This is a genomic window from Paenibacillus sp. (genome assembly GCF_031177825.1).
In the GTDB taxonomy this organism is placed as follows: domain Bacteria; phylum Bacillota; class Bacilli; order Paenibacillales; family YIM-B00363; genus Paenibacillus_AE.
Map to the genome: position 1 here is coordinate 315,688 of NZ_JAPSKE010000003.1, position 16,568 is coordinate 332,255.

Below are 16,568 nucleotides of genomic sequence, written 5' to 3' on the forward strand. Positions count from 1 at the left end.
TCCTGGTAACGTTTCCGGTAACGTTACCAAAATGGGTTAATCCTTATAATACACACCTCTGAAAGCGTTGACAATAACCTTTTTTTGAAATACATTCGTTTATTTTCCCATTGCTGATCGATATCCATTCACTTAGAATACGTGAAAAGGGGTGGACGATCTGAAGCTGTTCTCGTCGTTGCAGCAAAAAATACTATCCGTATTTGTCATTCTTGTCTTACCGCTTATTACTTTGCTAGTTTACTACAACGTCTATACCATAGAGGTCATTCGGAACCAGGTCGCTTACTCGAACAAAAACTTGCTGAGCTTATATACGGGAGTGGTCGACAAAAATCTTGAGGATGTAGATAAATATTTATACAGCTTGATTGCGCAAGAGCAGGATCTTCTCATTTTGGATCGACCCGAGGTCGACGATCCCACCTTATACAACATGGCAAGAATAAGACTGTTCATTAAGCTTTCTAAGGATGTCGTCAATTATGAGAAGGCAGACATGATCTTTATCTACTCCGAGAAAAATAAGGATTTGGTTACAGCGGAAAACCACCCATTGTCTTCCAAAGATCAGCATGTATTAAAAAGCGAAATTTTATCCATCTTCAACAGCAACGATTCGATACATGAGGATCGATGGTTTCTGTATAACGATCGCGCGGAGCCTTCGCTCTACCGACTCTTAAAGTATGGGAATGTGTATGTAGGCGCCTTGTTTAATATGGATAAGCTTATGGTTCCCTTCGATGCGATCCACCTGGGAGAGAAGGGGAAAATCGTGGCGGTGAATCAAGATGGAGTGCCTGTGGAAACGGATCCCTTCCTTACCGAAAATAAAATTGAGTTGAAGATAGTTGAAGGCGCTTACAACATGACGGGGGCTAACTCCGAATTTATAACTGTGAGCGCGGACTCACGCTTGGGTAATTTTACGATGATCGCGGTGATTCATGAGAGACAGATCCTCGAGAATATTCCTTATCTTCGAAGAATCGCCTATATGATTATCATCGGAACGATTATCGTGTTACCGATCGTTTATATATTTTTAAGGCAAACGGTACTTGTTCCTATGAGACGTGTCGTTACCGCGATGAGAAAAATCAAATCGGGGGACTGGGAGACTCGAATCGAGCCCAAGGCAACCTCCGACGAATTTGCAATCGTGAATGAATCATTTAATCATATGGTGTCGCAAATCAAAGCGTTAAAAATCAGCGTCTATGAAGAGCAGTTGAACCATCAGCGAGCAGAACTGAAACATCTGCAACTGCAAATCAACCCCCATTTTTTCTTGAATTCGTTCAATATCATTTATCAACTTGCGCAGGTCAAAAATTTTGAATTGATTCAGGAGATGACCCTAAGCTTGGTAGGGTACTTCCGCTACATGTTTCGGAGTAACCTGACCTTCGTACCGCTTAAGGATGAAATCGAGCATACGCGCAATTATTTGCGGATTCAGGAAATGAGATTTCCGGGGAAGCTAACCTTCGAACTATTGGTCCAGGATGAGCTGTTGAAAGGGATGGTTCCGCCGCTTGTTTGTCAAACCTTTGTGGAAAATGCGATGAAACACGCTGTCTCGATGGACCATGCGCTGCATATTGCAGTTCAAGTTTGCGCCGACCCGGAGAATCTAAGCTTTATGCTGATTCAAATTGAGGATACGGGGAAAGGGTTTCCGGCGGAAGTCCTTATCAAGCTGCAACAAGGTATCGATCTAGAAACGGGTCAAGGTCACCATATCGGCATATGGAACATGAGACGCAGATTGCGGTTGCTGTACCCTAACGGGAATGCGGGAATTACCTTTATGAATGGGATGGAACAAGGGGCCGCCGTACGAATACGCTTACCGATCGCAGCCGAATTGTAAAATGGGGGATATACATGTATCAGGTGCTTATCGTGGACGATGAATATCATGCGGTGCAAGGTGTTCAATCCGGGGTGAATTGGGACCGGTTTCAGGTCACCTCGATTCATACGGCCTATAATGTGCGCCAAGCCAAGGAAATATGGGGCAAGTTTCCGATCGATCTCATGATTTGCGATATTGAGATGCCCGAGGAGAGCGGGATCGAGCTGTTACGCTGGGTAAGGGAGCATTACCCTTCGAAGGAGTCGATTTTTTTGACATGTCATTCCGACTTTGAATATGCCAAACAAGCGGTTCAATTGGGAAGCCTGGACTATTTGCTAAAGCCTGTTCGATATTCGGAATTGGAAGCCGTCGTTCAGAAAGCGTTAGACAATATCAAAAAACAGAGAGAGCAAGATGATTTCATTTTGAATTACAAGCACTACTATCAATTATGGAAAACGCACCATCCGTTAATCGTCGAGCGGTTTTGGCTGGACCTGTTACACCGAACGATATCCTCCAATAGGGAACAAATTCGAAACGTTTTAGAAAATCAAAGGATTCCATATACGGATGATATGCGCTTTCTGCCGATTTTCATCGGCGTTCATCGGTGGCGTCAAGGATTGACGTTAAGGGAAGAGAAGATCATGGAGTATGCTCTGCGCAACGCAGCCGAGCATAGTTTTCTCAAGTATTATGAGGGCGGACAGATGATTCAATGGAACAGAGGCCAGCTGTTAGCCATATTGCCGTGCGCGGTAGCCGGGACCGCCGGCGAAACAGACTTAAGGGAACAATGCCGATTATATATTCAATTTTGTAACGATTATTTTCATTGCGATCTTTCTTGTTATATTGGAAATCCTGTTTACATCCATCAAATGGTCAACAAAATTGAATCCTTATCCGCATTTCATAAGAATAATGTTTCAACGATGAACTGCGAGTTTCTTATCAAGGATCACTATGAGGAAACTGCGACGGGCGATCACTCGGGCATTCACGATACACGGCTGAACGTTTGGGCCGAGCTGCTGAAGCAAGGAGAGCAGGACAAGCTGCTTTCCGATGTAGAGGCGTACCTCGGGTCGTTAAAACGGAACAAAGGAATGGGCGCCAAGCTTCTCCAGCATTTTTATCAAGATTTTACGCAAATGATGTATTACACGCTTCGATTAAAGGGGCTAAAGGCGCATCAAATATCCTCTGACCCATTGTTAGCGCCTGAAGAAGCGGTGGCCGCTACTCGTTCGGTCGTGCACCTCATGGAATGGGTTAGCCGTGTGGTGGATCAAGCGGCAAAGTATATTCGGGAAGTAGAAGAAGGGCAGACCATTATCGATAAGGTGAAGCATTACATTGCCGAGAACTTGGAACAATCGTTGTCGCGTAAGGATATTTCCAATAGCGTCTATCTAAATCCCGATTATCTGGCGAGATTGTTTAAGAAAAGGACGGGAATGTCAATCAATGACTATATCCTTGAGGAACGAATGAAGTTGGCGGCGCAGCTGCTGTCGAAATCCCAAGTTTCCATCGGTAAGGTTGCCGCTTCCGTAGGCTTCAGCAGCTTCTCCTATTTCTCCAAGATGTTCAGAATTCAGTTTGGGTTGACTCCCCAGGATTATCGCGCAAAGAACGCGGAACGATAATGTCAATGAAGAGGGGCTGTCTCATTAGCCGATGATATTCATCCGCTTATGAGCAGCCTCTTTGCGTTATGGTCCGGATTTTTTCAATAACAGGTCGGGTTTGCGATAGATGAGGGTAGTAGAGTTTTATACTATTAAACTTAACAACAGAGGCGATACTTTAAACGAGGGGAGTTATGGGAGTGGGAAAAGCGGGAGCGGCGAGACGAATATCGATAGGTGACAAACTGAAGAGTTATCGAAAATATAGTGTGCTGTTCATGATGATGGTACCCGGGCTGCTTTATTTTGCGCTCAATAATTACCTGCCGATGTTCGGGATTGTGATCGCCTTCAAGGATGTTAATTTTGCGAAGGGGATCTTGGGAAGCGATTGGGCAGGGTTCAAAAACTTCGAATATTTATTCAAAACGAGAGACGCGTGGATCATTACAAGGAACACGCTTTTGTATAACAGCTCATTCATTATTCTTAATCTAGTAGCCGCCCTTGCTTCGGCAATTATCTTGAATGAAGTGCGAAATCAGATTCTGAAGCGGTTGTATCAGAGCTTCATATTGCTTCCGTACCTGATCTCTATGGTTATTGTCGGTTATTTGGTATATGCAATGTTAAGCATGGAGACCGGATTCGTGAACAGAACGCTTCTTCCGATGTTGGGCATGGAGGATCTTTTTTGGTACAGCGAAGCGAAATATTGGCTGTTCATCTTGCCAATAGTAAACATATGGAAGACGGCGGGTTATTTATGCGTCGTATACTTGGCGGCCATCGTCGGTATTGACAAAGAATATTATGAAGCCGCGACGATCGACGGGGCGAGCAAATGGCAACAAATTCGGAGCATTACGGTTCCATTGATCGCGCCGGTCATTATGATTATGACGTTGTTGCAAATCGGACGTATCTTCTACTCCGACTTCGGGTTGTTTTATCAAGTGCCGTTGGATTCGGGAGCGTTGCTGGATACTACGAACGTGATCGACACTTACGTGTTCCGCGCGCTGATTACCTTGGGCGACATTGCGATGTCTTCGGCTGCCGGCGTATACCAGTCGGTCGTAGGTTTCCTCCTTGTCATTGCGGCAAACTATATTACAAGGAAAATCAACAAGGACAACGCTTTATTCTAATCGGGGGGAATTGATTTGAAAACGAAGGAACGTTCGTACCAATTGGTAATAAACGTGATGATGGCCTTGCTTGCGATTCTTTGTATTCTTCCTTTTCTATTGCTTGTATCATCGTCTTTAACGTCGCAGGCTTCCATTATCCAGGATGGATACTCGTTCATTCCTAAGGAACTCAGCTTTGAAGCCTACTCGTATTTATGGAATGACGCTTCCAGGATCGCAAGGGCATATGGAATCACGATTCTTGTAACCTTGATCGGCACATCGATAAGCTTGGCGATTACTTCGCTGCTCGCCTATCCGTTATCGAGGAGGGATCTGCCGATGCGTAACGCGGTGACGTTCTTTATTTTTTTCACCATGTTGTTTAACGGCGGGCTGGTGCCGCTGTATCTGGTGTACACGCAGTTGTTCGACCTGAAGAATACGATTTGGGCGTTAATCTTCCCGCTCCTGCTGACCAACGCCTTTTACGTCATTATTATGAGGACCTTCTTCCAAACCACGATTCCGAATGAAGTGATTGAGTCGGGGAAAATCGATGGGGCAGGGGAATTGAGGATATTCGTTAAAATCGTGCTTCCGCTGTCGCTTCCGATTCTCGCGACGATCGGCCTGTTCCAGACGATCAACTATTGGAACGATTGGTTCAATGGGCTCATCTTTCTGACCGACAGTAAGTTGTATAGCGTACAAAACCTGCTCAATCGGATTTTGCTGGATGTTCAATATTTAGCGAGTTTGGACTTCGGAGCAGCGCAGGGCGATCTGACGGCGGGTATTCCTACAGAGACGATTCGGCTGGCCATCGCGGTCATCGGCGTCATCCCCATCTTGGTCATTTACCCTTTTTTTCAAGGTTTTTTTGTAAAGGGTCTCACCGTCGGGGCAGTAAAAGGATAAAGCTTTCCCCGGCGTTTCGCCGGTTTTGCATAAAATTACAATGCGGGGGGATTGTCCATGAATCAACCAGGAAAGAAGTTCTTATGGGGGCTTGCGCCGGTCATAGCCATTTCGCTGTTTGCCGTTGGATGCACTTCGGGAGGAAGTCAGCCGGGGAATGCAGGAGAAGCGCCGGCCGGAGCGGGCACGAAGGAACCAACCGCCGAACAGCCGGCAAAACCGGAATTAAAGCCGTATGAAATCAATATGGTAATCATCGGGAATGAGTCTGCGGATATACCGCGGGTTGCGGAGGAAATCAGCAAGATCACGAAGGAAAAAATCAATGCTACGGTAAAGCTGCAACCGATCAGCTTCGGTGCCTGGGCTCAGCAAGTCAACCTCATGCTTGCAAGCAACGAGAAAATCGACTTGATCTCGACCTCCTCCTTATTAGGTTACACGACCCAGGCCGCAAGCGGTCATCTTCTTCCTCTTGATGAATTGCTTGCAGAGCACGGCCCTGGAATAACGGGGTTGCTGGATCCCGCTTACTTGAACGCAGGCAAGATCAACGGCATTCAGTATGCGATCCCGACGAACAAGGATATGGCTACGCAAGGCGGCATTCTCATGCGGAAAGATTTATTGGACAAATACAAGATCGATGTGAATCAAATACGAACGATCGACGATTTGGATGCTGTGTTCGAGACGATCAAGGACAACGAACCGTCCTTGATTCCGATCGCAACGATGACGACCGCAACGCCGGTTGATATGCTAGCCTTCTATGATCCGTTGCAAGACCGGATGGGTATCCTTCAAGAAGATAGTGCCGAATTTAAGGTTGAAAATTTGTACGAGCTTCCCCAATATGCAGAGCTGCTGGACAAGATGCACGAATGGTATCGGGCGGGATATTTTTCGAAGGATGCCGCCACGTCCACAGAGCAACCTTATGATGTAGTCAAGGCGAACCGGGCATTCTCCTTCTTCAACGTGATCAAGGTCGGCTCGGCGGAGTCCCAAAGCATCAGAACGGGCATGGAGATGGTGGCGGTTCCGCTTACGGATGCCATGTCCGCAACGTCCCACGTTACGAATTTTATGCACTCGATTCCAAGAGGCAGCGAGGATCCGGAAAGAGCGATGATGTTCATGGATTTGCTTTATACGGATAAAGAAATCGTGAATCTGCTCAACTGGGGGATCGAAGGCGAGCATTATGTGAAGGTTTCCGACAGCGTCATCGATTATCCGGAAGGCGTGGATGTAAAAAGCGTCGGATATAACATGAACAACAGCAGCTTTATGTTCGGCAATCAGTTCCTCAACTATGTCTGGCCGACCCAACTGCCGGACATCTGGGTACAAACGGATCGATTCAATAAGAATGCGAAAAAATCCAAGGCGCTGGGCTTTACGTTCGACGCAACGCCCGTAAGAACAGAAGTGGGAGCCGTTACGAATGTCATCGAACAATTCAAAATCGGTTTGGAGACGGGAACGCTGGATCCGGAAAGAACATTGCCAGAATTCATCTCTCGGTTAAAGGCATCCGGAATCGATAAGGTGATAGAAGAGAAGCAAAAGCAGCTTAACGCCTGGGCGGGAGCGCAGAAGTAGAAGAAAGGCAGGGGCCATCGTCGTAACCGACGTTATTGCCCCTCTTTTCCTTACATTGTGATTCATTACGGGAAGTGAAGACGAATTGAACATCATCGAAACCGCCGGTGTTTGGCAAATCTCTTACCTCGATTTGACGCTTCGCGTTGTCGTCGCGCTGCTTTTAGGCGGTTTAATCGGTATCGAACGAGAATGGAATCACCATGCCGCCGGATTTCGAACACATCTTCTGGTTTGCGTGGGCTCCGCTGCGATCATGCTCTTGTCAATCTATGGCTTTAGCGATTTTGCCGATGAATACAATGTTCGGATGGACCCGGCACGCCTTGCGGCGCAAGTCGTTTCGGGAATCGGTTTCCTAGGTGCCGGCGCAATCATTCGCACGGGCGTCAACATCTCCGGTCTTACGACGGCGGCATCGATTTGGGTCGTTGCGGCGATCGGCTTATGCGCGGGGGCCGGATTTTATTACGGCGCAACGTTGATCACGGTACTCGTATTGATCATCCTGTTTTTGTTAAATAAAGTAGAAAAACGGATGCATAGAAGGCGGAATCATAACGAAGTGAAAATGAAAGTGGCGCGCGGCTCAAGCGCAGTCGGGAAGATTACCGAAGTCTTTGATCTTTATGGTTTGCAGATCGCAAATGTATCCTTCGAAAGCGAAATGGAAGGGAAACTTGACGAGGCGGTTTGCATGATTAGGGTAGTACTGAATAAACCGAACCCCAAGCGATTGATAGAGGCAATCGATGCATTAGCAAAGATAGAAGGGATCCTTTCCTTCGAGACGCCAAAGATACCAAGAGAATCTCAAGCCTACGCATCTACGGGATCTTCCGCTTCATTATGATGTCTTAGGAGGAATCGACATTGACGAATGTCATTATGATTACAATCGACAGCTTGAACAAACATTTTCTTAACGCCTATGGACAGTCGGTCGATATCGATGTAAAGACGCCGAATTTGGATCGCTTTGCGGCAAAGTCCGCTGTGTTTGACAGGCATTATTGCGGTAGCTTGCCATGTATGCCGGCCCGCAGGGAAATGTACACCGGGATTCAAGAGTTTTTATGGCGCGGATGGGGACCGGTGGAGCCTTATGACGTACCTATTGCCCGCGCTGCGAGCCGGAATGGGTACGTCACTCAATTCATCAGCGACCAGTTTCATTTTTTCCAAGGCTACAGTCACGGATATTATGATGACTACCGCGGATTCGACCTCGTCCGCGGCCATGAGCTGGATCCTTGGAAGACGGGACCTCTTGGAGAAGCGGATCAAGGATTTCTAAGGAAAATCAATTACAACCCAAATCAATCGGGGCCGTTCGACCGGTCGGCTTACGCCAGGAACGTCAGAGGCTTTTCGAAGGAAGAGGATTTTTTCGCGCCGAAAGTATTTACGAGTGCCGCGGATTGGTTGGAGCAAAACCATTCCCACGAGAAATTCATGCTTGTCGTTGACAGCTTTGACGTACATGAGCCGTTTCACAACCCGGACCATTATGCGGAGAGGTATACGGAAGAGGATATCCACGACCCGGATTTGCCGATGTGGGCGCATTCCGGGAGAACGGACACGGGGCACACCGCGTTAAGCGATAGGCAAATATCGTTTATCAGATCTCAGTATGCGGCAAAAATGTCTTTGGTGGACAAATGGTTGGGGAAAGTATTCGATAAACTGGATGAACACGGCTTGTGGGACCGTACGATGGTGATCATTACATCCGATCACGGGCATTATTTAGGCGATAAGAATTTGATCGGCAAACCGTTCTGTAATACTTATAACGTGCTGGCGAATATCCCGCTTTTGATCTGGCATCCGAAAGGGGCTCATAACGGCGGTCGAGTTTCTGCGTTGACTGCGACGATAGATTTCTATTCCACCATACTGGATGCAATGAATATTGATATTTCGCATAAGGTGCATAGCCGCAGCTTGCTCCCGATCCTCCTCGGACAAAGAGAGAAAGTAAGAGATTGGGCGCTTTACGGATATTTCGGTCAAGCCGTTAACATTACCGACGGAAAACATACGTACCATGTTGCCCCGGAAGACGATGTACCCGTATTTAATTATTCGACCATGTATATGAATCCGGCGGCGTTTTTTCTACCCGGATATGTTCCGGATGAAGTAGAAAGCGGGAAGTTTCTGCCTTATACGGATGCAACGGTATGGAAATATGAAGTGAAGATTCCGCCGGAGTTCAAGAAATATATGAGGGGCGGCTTTGCCACGGAGCTGTATGATGTGGAGAACGATCCGCGGCAGGAGGACAATCGGATCGATAAGTCGCCTGAATTGCTTGGAAGGATGAGGGATTTGCTGCACACGGCCCTCTCGGAGCTGCAAGCGCCGCCGGAGCTATTTCATAGAATGGGCTTTACGCGCTGAACAGAAGTTTATGGTTTGGGGGCCATGCGGAATGGAGAAAAACCTAAGCGACATCGTTGCGCAGATGACTTTAGAGGAAAAAGCCGGGATGTGCTCCGGATTAGACTTTGAACCGACCATTCGGACTATTCGACAGCGTGCCCGTGGGACCGATACGGATACGTTGACCGTTCGGGTGAAAGTAAAAAATGCGGGCAACGTAGCGGGAAAGGAAATCGTTCAGCTGTACGTCAAGGATCAGGAGAGTTCGGTCATTCGGCCGGCGAAGAAGCTGAAAGGCTTTGCCAAAATGGAACTGAATCCGGGAGAAAAACAGACAATAACGTTCGATAACGTAGCGTTGGAATTGCTGCAAGAGTTGAAACGGTAATCGTGAACGAGACCGCCGAAGATCGTTCTGCGGCCTTGGTTATCCTAGGGAGGCGTAGGGGAATTGAGTTTAAACGTGAAAGCGGTCGATATTCATTTCGTCGGTAATGAAGGGGGACCCACTTTAGGGTTATCCAGGAGCTCAGGCGTCCGGATCATTTATCAGAACGGCTTAGCATTCAAGGACTTAAATAAAGACGGGAAGATCGACCCTTACGAGGATTGGCGATTGCCATCGGATGAACGCGCGAAAGACTTGGCCTCGAAGATGAGCATTGAGCAAATCGCGGGTTTGATGCTGTATAGCAGCCACCAAGCAATCCCGGGAAGCTTAGGATGGTTCCCGGCGACTTATGGCGGAAAGCCATTCGAGGAGAGCGGAGCGTCCCCGGACGAATTGAGCGATCAGCAGATCGAATTCCTCACGAAGGATCACGTGCGTCACGTACTGTTAACGGCGTTGGAGAGCGCCGAGACAGCGGCCCGGTGGAACAACAAGCTGCAGCAACTGGCAGAGAGTACCGACTTAGGCATCCCCGCGAATAACAGCTCCGATCCCCGGCATAGCGCGGACGCGTCGAAGGAGTTCAACGCCGGTGCCGGCGGCTCCATTTCGATGTGGCCGGAAGCGTTGGGGCTCGCGGCAACGTTCGACCCGGAAATCATAAGAGGGTTCGGCGAAATCGCGGCGAAGGAATATCGCGCACTGGGGATCGCGACTGCGCTATCTCCGCAAATCGATATCGCGACCGATCCGCGATGGAACCGGTTCGGCATGACGTTCGGCGACGATCCGCGCCTTGCCGCTGACATGGCGCGCGCTTACGTCGACGGGTTTCAGACGTCCTCCGGCGAAGCGGAAATCCGCGATGGATGGGGCATCGACAGCGTAAACGCCATGGCGAAGCATTGGCCGGGCGGCGGCTCGGGCGAAGGGGGGAGAGACGCGCATTTCGGCTATGGGAAATTCGCGGTTTATCCGGGAAACAACTTCAAAATGCATTTGATTCCGTTCGTCGAAGGTGCATTTCGGCTGGCTGGTCCGACCGGTCAAGCATCCGCCGTCATGCCGTACTATACGATTTCCTATAATCAGGACTCGAAATATGGGGAAAACGTCGGCAATTCCTATAGCTCTTTTTTAATTAACGATTTGCTTCGGGGAACCTATGGATACGACGGCGTCGTATGCACGGACTGGGGGATCACGGATCATCCGCCCGCGGAGATCGCGAAGCTCTTTCCGGGCGGTCGAAGCTGGGGAGTGGAAGAGGGACTTTCCGTTGCGGAGCGCCATTACAAGCTGCTGATGGCGGGCGTCGACCAATTCGGGGGTAACAACGAAGCGGGACCGATACTCGAAGCGTACCGCATCGGCGTCGAGGAACATGGCGAAGCGTTCATGCGCCGTCGCTTTGAAGAATCGGCAGTTCGACTGTTGCGAAATCTGTTCCGGGTCGGCTTGTTCGAGAATCCGTATTTAATTCCCGAGAAGTCCGCCGCCATCGTGGGATGCTCCGAATACATGCGAGCGGGATACGAGGCGCAGCTGAAATCGATCGTGTTGCTGAAGAACGAGGGCGGAGTTCTGCCGCTAACGCAACGAACGAAGGTGTATATCCCTAAGCGTTACCGTCCTGCGGGCTTCAACTGGTTCGGGTTCCCGACGCCGGAGGTGGACGCTTACCCGGTAAACCTCGAACTCGTCGGCCGTTATTTCGAAGTCGTAGATCGTCCGGAAGACGCCGACGCGGGACTTGTCTTTATCGAAAGCCCGCATACGACGTACGGATACAGTGAAGCGGACGTGGAGGCCGGCGGGAACGGGTACGTGCCGATCAGTCTGCAATACCGACCATATACGGCCGAACATGCGCGAGAAACCAGCATTGCGGGCGATCCTCGGGACGTGCTGAACCGCACGTATCGAGGGAAGACGGTGACCGTTACGAACGCGTCGGATTTGGCAATGGTATTGGAGACGAAGCGGCTGCTCGAGGGAAAACCGGTCATCGTATCTTTGACGCTCGGCAATCCGACCGTCGTCGCCGAATTCGAGCGCGAGGCAAGTGCGATACTCGTTAACTTCGGCGCACAGGTTCAGGCGCTCCTAGACATCGCAACGGGCGCCGCCGAGCCTTCAGCCCTGTTGCCGACCCAGTTGCCTGCCGATATGAAGACCGTGGAAGAGCAGTTCGAGGATGTACCGCACGATATGGCCGTTCATATCGATGCGCAAGGGAACGCGTATGATTTCGGATTTGGGCTGAACTGGGGCGGCGCGATCGATGACGGCAGAAGGAAGAGGTACCGCGAGGAGCCTCGTTAATCCGTCATGAAACCGTTCCTGAGTAAGTTTACTTACAATAACCACATCGTTTACGTTAAAAAAAACACCGTCCTTGCGTCGCCGAGGACCCCGTCGCCCCCGGGATAAGGGGCTGAATCCTTTTCCCCGCCATTTCCTATGAACGATTCTTGAAAGATTGGATTTCGCCCCGGTTGCATCTTAAGATAAATCCTCCTATCAATATTCATCCATATCGTTAAAATGGTGTGTCCTATTTCAATTTATCGTGAGTATTATATATTGGCTATCGCTCATATGTGTGATACAAATAATGAATACGAGTTTCTTAGCGAGGATAGTATAACCACAGCATCTTTAGGGGGTTGACGTTTGGGCGAATGAAAGAGGAAAAATGGGTATTGGTTTGTTCCGATTCCATCGGGGAGACGGCGGAGAGTGTCGTGCGCGCAACGCTGCGTCAATTCGAGATGGAACAGGTTCGTATTAAGAGGATTAGTCACATCGCAACAGAAGAGCAGATTAAGGAAGCCGTTCAAGAGGCTTTATACAAACAAGCTTTTATCGCTTACACGCTTGTGCAGCCGGAATTGCGCGAGGCCATGAAAGCGGAGGCGATCGCCCTCTCCGTTCGGGCGGTAGACGTTATGGGCCCTATGATGCAAGCTTTCGTCGATACGTTCAATAACCGTCCGCTTTCGGTCCCGGGGTTATTGCATCGATTGGACGAGGATTACTTCCGAAGAGTGGAAGCGGTGGAGTTCGCCGTGAATTACGATGACGGGAAAGATACGCGCGGCATATTGGAAGCCGACATCGTGTTGATCGGCGTGTCCCGCACATCGAAGACGCCGCTGAGCATCTTCTTGGCTCACAAAGGATGCAAAGTCGCCAACCTGCCTTTGGTCCCCGAAGTGAAGGCCCCTTCGGAATTGTACGAGATTTCGAAGCATCGAATCGTGGGATTAACGATGGCTGCCGAATCTATGATGAAGGTACGGAGCGAACGGTTGAAATCAATCGGTTTATCCCAAAGCGCGCCTTATGCTTCTATGGCTCGAATCGTAGAAGAAATACACTATGCGAATCGCTTGATGAGTGCATTAGGTTGCTCTGTCATCGATGTAACGAATAAGGCGATCGAGGAGACGGCCGGCATGATATTGAATAGGATGGAATAGGGGGCAAGCGGTGTGGAGCGGGAGCTTGCATTAGAGATCGTTCGAGTAACCGAGCTTGCGGCGTTAGCTAGCGCGCCTTGGATGGGGCGCGGGGACAAGGACGGCGCGGACGGGGCGGCAACGTCGGCGATGAGAGCCATGTTCGATTCCGTCTCGATACGAGGAACTGTCGTCATCGGCGAAGGGGAAATGGACGAAGCGCCGATGCTGTATATCGGGGAAGCCGTTGGCAATAGGCAAGGTCCGGAAGTGGATGTCGCAGTGGATCCGCTGGAAGGAACCGAGATCGTTGCGAGAGGTTTAAACAACGCTCTGTCGGTCATCGCGATTGCGAGTAAAGGGAATCTGTTGCACGCCCCTGATATGTATATGGAAAAACTTGCAGTAGGGCCTTTATTGAAAGGGAAACTAAGCATCGAGCTTCCCCTTGAGGAAAATCTACGAATCGCCGCGGAGCAACTAGGGAAACCGATCTCGGATTTGACGGTGATGATTTTGGATCGCGCCAGACATGAAAAGCAAATTAATATCTTGCGAAACTCAGGCGTACGCATCAAGTTTTTATCGGACGGCGATGTCGCCGGCGCCATCGCGCCAGCTTTCGAGGAAGCCGGAATCGATCTCTACGTCGGATCCGGCGGGGCGCCGGAGGGGGTGCTCGCAGCTGCGGCTTTGCGTTGTTTGGACGGAGAATTGCAAGGGCGGCTTATGCCTGCCAACGAAGAAGAATACGAACGTTGCATTCGGATGGGGTTGAAAGATCCGTATAAGGTTCTCGCGATGGGGGATATGGTCGGGAACGACGACGTGATATTCGCGGCGACGGGGGTAACGCCCGGCGAAATATTAGGCGGGGTTCGGTATTTCGCAAATCAGCGAGCGGAGACGCAGTCGGTCGTCATGCGCGCGCAAACCCGAACGATTCGGTACGTCCGCTCCCTCCATGATTTAACGAAGAAACCGGTTCTTCAGGCCCGGTCGCCTATTTTTGGATTATCCTAGCATTATGTTATAATCGAGTTTACTTAATGCCGGGTAAAGGAAATCAAACAGGAGGGGCGGTTGTTATCGAACTTTCGGCTCGCCAAATGGAGATTGCGAATATCGTCCTTCGCAACGCACCGATTACCGGGGACCAGATCGCCGAACGGCTAGGTGTAACCAAACCGACGATACGCTCCGACTTAAGCGTGTTGGTGATGGTCGGAATCATCGACGCAAAACCGAAAGTCGGTTACTTTCCAGGGAAATTGTCTAATGAGGAACACGTTGCGTTACAACGGATTCGCGAATTCAAAGTAAAGGACGTACATGGGGTTCCGGTAGTCGTGAGAAGCACGACGACGGTACACGACGCCATTCTTACTTTGTTTCTTGAAGATGTAGGTACTTTAATCGTGGTGGATCAGGACGGCCTTCTTGAAGGAATGGTTTCTCGCAAAGACTTTCTGAAAGTAACGCTGGGAAGTCAGCCGCTCCATCAAATGCCGGTTAGTCTTGTAATGACCCGACAACCCAAAATCGTTACCGTCGCGCCGGAGGATCCGGTCGTGGACGCGGCACGTAAAATGATTCAACACGAAATCGATAGCCTTCCTGTTACCGCCGCAGCGGGGGATGGGGGATCCGCCGCGAAGCAACAGGTCGTAGGACGAATCACAAAAACGCATATCACAAAGTTGTTCTTGGAAATGCTGGCGAAGGGTTAGAACCTTTCGCCTATTTTTATGTTCATATAAGGAGAGAGAGCCCAAAACGAAACCGTTTGAGGCTCTTTTATTTTGCTAAAAAATTTCACAAATAGTACGTATTAAATGAAAATATAGTGTATTAATACGTTGTATATAGTGGAGCGTTATGTTATATATAATCATAAATGCGGAATGGAGTGTGATGTTTCTTTATGGGGGGCGGCATTGGAATTAACGGTTTGGGGAGGATCGGGAGGCTGACGCTTCGGCGATTGCTCGAGCGAGAGCGAACGACAGGGCTGCGGGTCGAAGCGGTCAATTCGCTGTATCCGGCGGAAACGATTGCTCATTTGCTTCGTTACGACAGCATTCACGGCAAGTTGGATGCGTCCCTCAAAGCGGAAGGCGGCCGTTTGCTCGCGAATGGAAGGGCGATCGAAGTGTTATGCGAAAGAGACCCGACGCGGATCCCTTGGTCTTCCTCCGGGGTGTCTACGGTCATTGAATCGACCGGACAGTTCAACGATGCCGAAGGTGCCGGCAAGCATCTATCGGCCGGCGCCGAGTACGTGGTCGTAACGGCGCCTGGCAAAGGGATGGATATTACCATCGTCAAGGGCGTTAACGAGGAGGACTTCGATCGCGCGCGTCATCGCCTCGTGTCTACGGCGTCTTGCACGACGAACTGCGTAGCGCCGGTACTGCACGCGTTGGATCGGGCGTACGGGGTCGTCGATGGGTGGATTACCGCCGTTCACGCGTATACGAACGACCAACGTCATCTCGACAACCCCCATTCCGATCTGCGTCGCGCTCGCGCGTGCACGCAATCGATCGTGCCTACGACGACCGGCATCGGGAAGGCGTTAACTAACGTGCTGCCTCATTTGGCGGATTCGGTTCATGGGTTATCGATAAGGGTTCCGACCCCGAATGTTTCGATAGCGGATATGACCGTTACGCTGAAGCGTTCGACCGACGTCGATCAGCTTCGCAGGGTGCTTCTTGCAAGACAATCCGCGTGCGGCGATGTGCTCGGATTCGTCGACGAGCCCCTTGTCTCCGTCGATTTCGTCGGGGATTCCCGTTCCGCCGTTATCGACGGATTGGCGCTCGCGGTTTATGGGAATCAGGCTAAAATCCTAGCATGGTACGACAACGAATGGGGCTATTCTTGCCGCGTTGTCGACATGACGGAGTCGATCGCTCTTCCATCAACAGTTATATCGGGGTGAAAAAAATGGAACGGAACATCGTGGAGACGGGAAGGAATCATTTGGGCACGATCCTATGCAAGCGCTGCGGAGAAACGATCGGAACGTTGGATACGGAACGGGCTATCGTGTACTACAGCGTTTGCGAACGAGAGCAATGCGGAGAACGGATGGAATCCGGCGACGACGCGGGGGTTCTTGGAGCGTAAGCGAATAACGACGGCGAGGAG

13 protein-coding genes and 1 pseudogene are annotated in these 16,568 nt (G+C 49.9%); all 14 read left to right on the forward strand.

Annotated features, from left to right (window positions below):
- Positions 1-151: 151 nt before the first annotated feature.
- Positions 152-1,879, forward strand: coding sequence for a sensor histidine kinase (locus tag RIN49_RS05545; RefSeq protein WP_309119165.1), 1,728 nt, complete (start codon positions 152-154; stop codon positions 1,877-1,879).
- 14 nt (positions 1,880-1,893) lie between these two features.
- Positions 1,894-3,522 (forward strand): response regulator, encoded by a 1,629-nt coding sequence (locus RIN49_RS05550; RefSeq protein ID WP_309119166.1) that lies wholly within the window; start codon positions 1,894-1,896, stop codon positions 3,520-3,522.
- 260 nt (positions 3,523-3,782) lie between these two features.
- Positions 3,783-4,655: an ABC transporter permease gene (locus tag RIN49_RS05555; RefSeq protein WP_309119233.1), complete on the forward strand. Its 873-nt coding sequence runs from the start codon at positions 3,783-3,785 to the stop codon at positions 4,653-4,655.
- Between the two features lie 15 nt (positions 4,656-4,670).
- Positions 4,671-5,558: a carbohydrate ABC transporter permease gene (locus RIN49_RS05560; RefSeq protein WP_375295211.1), complete on the forward strand. Its 888-nt coding sequence runs from the start codon at positions 4,671-4,673 to the stop codon at positions 5,556-5,558.
- 57 nt (positions 5,559-5,615) lie between these two features.
- Positions 5,616-7,166 (forward strand): ABC transporter substrate-binding protein, encoded by a 1,551-nt coding sequence (locus RIN49_RS05565; RefSeq protein ID WP_309119167.1) that lies wholly within the window; start codon positions 5,616-5,618, stop codon positions 7,164-7,166.
- Between the two features lie 85 nt (positions 7,167-7,251).
- A complete protein-coding gene (locus RIN49_RS05570) occupies positions 7,252-8,019 on the forward strand; it encodes an MgtC/SapB family protein (RefSeq protein WP_309119168.1) in 768 nt (255 codons plus the stop codon).
- Between the two features lie 20 nt (positions 8,020-8,039).
- Positions 8,040-9,575: a sulfatase gene (locus RIN49_RS05575; protein WP_309119169.1), complete on the forward strand. Its 1,536-nt coding sequence runs from the start codon at positions 8,040-8,042 to the stop codon at positions 9,573-9,575.
- A 148-nt stretch (positions 9,576-9,723) separates the two neighbouring features.
- A pseudogene (locus RIN49_RS05580) lies at positions 9,724-9,903 on the forward strand (fibronectin type III-like domain-contianing protein); the annotation flags it as partial.
- A gap of 105 nt (positions 9,904-10,008) precedes the next feature.
- Positions 10,009-12,273, forward strand: coding sequence for a glycoside hydrolase family 3 protein (locus tag RIN49_RS05585; protein WP_309119170.1), 2,265 nt, complete (start codon positions 10,009-10,011; stop codon positions 12,271-12,273).
- A 359-nt stretch (positions 12,274-12,632) separates the two neighbouring features.
- A complete protein-coding gene (locus tag RIN49_RS05590; protein WP_309119171.1) occupies positions 12,633-13,433 on the forward strand; it encodes a pyruvate, water dikinase regulatory protein in 801 nt (266 codons plus the stop codon).
- 12 nt (positions 13,434-13,445) lie between these two features.
- Positions 13,446-14,435: a class II fructose-bisphosphatase gene (gene glpX / locus RIN49_RS05595; RefSeq protein WP_309119172.1), complete on the forward strand. Its 990-nt coding sequence runs from the start codon at positions 13,446-13,448 to the stop codon at positions 14,433-14,435.
- A 26-nt stretch (positions 14,436-14,461) separates the two neighbouring features.
- Complete coding sequence (locus RIN49_RS05600; protein ID WP_309119173.1) at positions 14,462-15,142, forward strand: helix-turn-helix transcriptional regulator; 681 nt, start codon at positions 14,462-14,464, stop codon at positions 15,140-15,142.
- Positions 15,143-15,336: 194 nt separating this feature from the next.
- Positions 15,337-16,359, forward strand: coding sequence for a type I glyceraldehyde-3-phosphate dehydrogenase (locus tag RIN49_RS05605; protein ID WP_309119174.1), 1,023 nt, complete (start codon positions 15,337-15,339; stop codon positions 16,357-16,359).
- 5 nt (positions 16,360-16,364) lie between these two features.
- Positions 16,365-16,547, forward strand: a complete 183-nt coding sequence (locus RIN49_RS05610; protein WP_309119175.1) for a GapA-binding peptide SR1P — start codon at positions 16,365-16,367, stop codon at positions 16,545-16,547.
- The last annotated feature ends 21 nt before the right edge of the window (positions 16,548-16,568 follow it).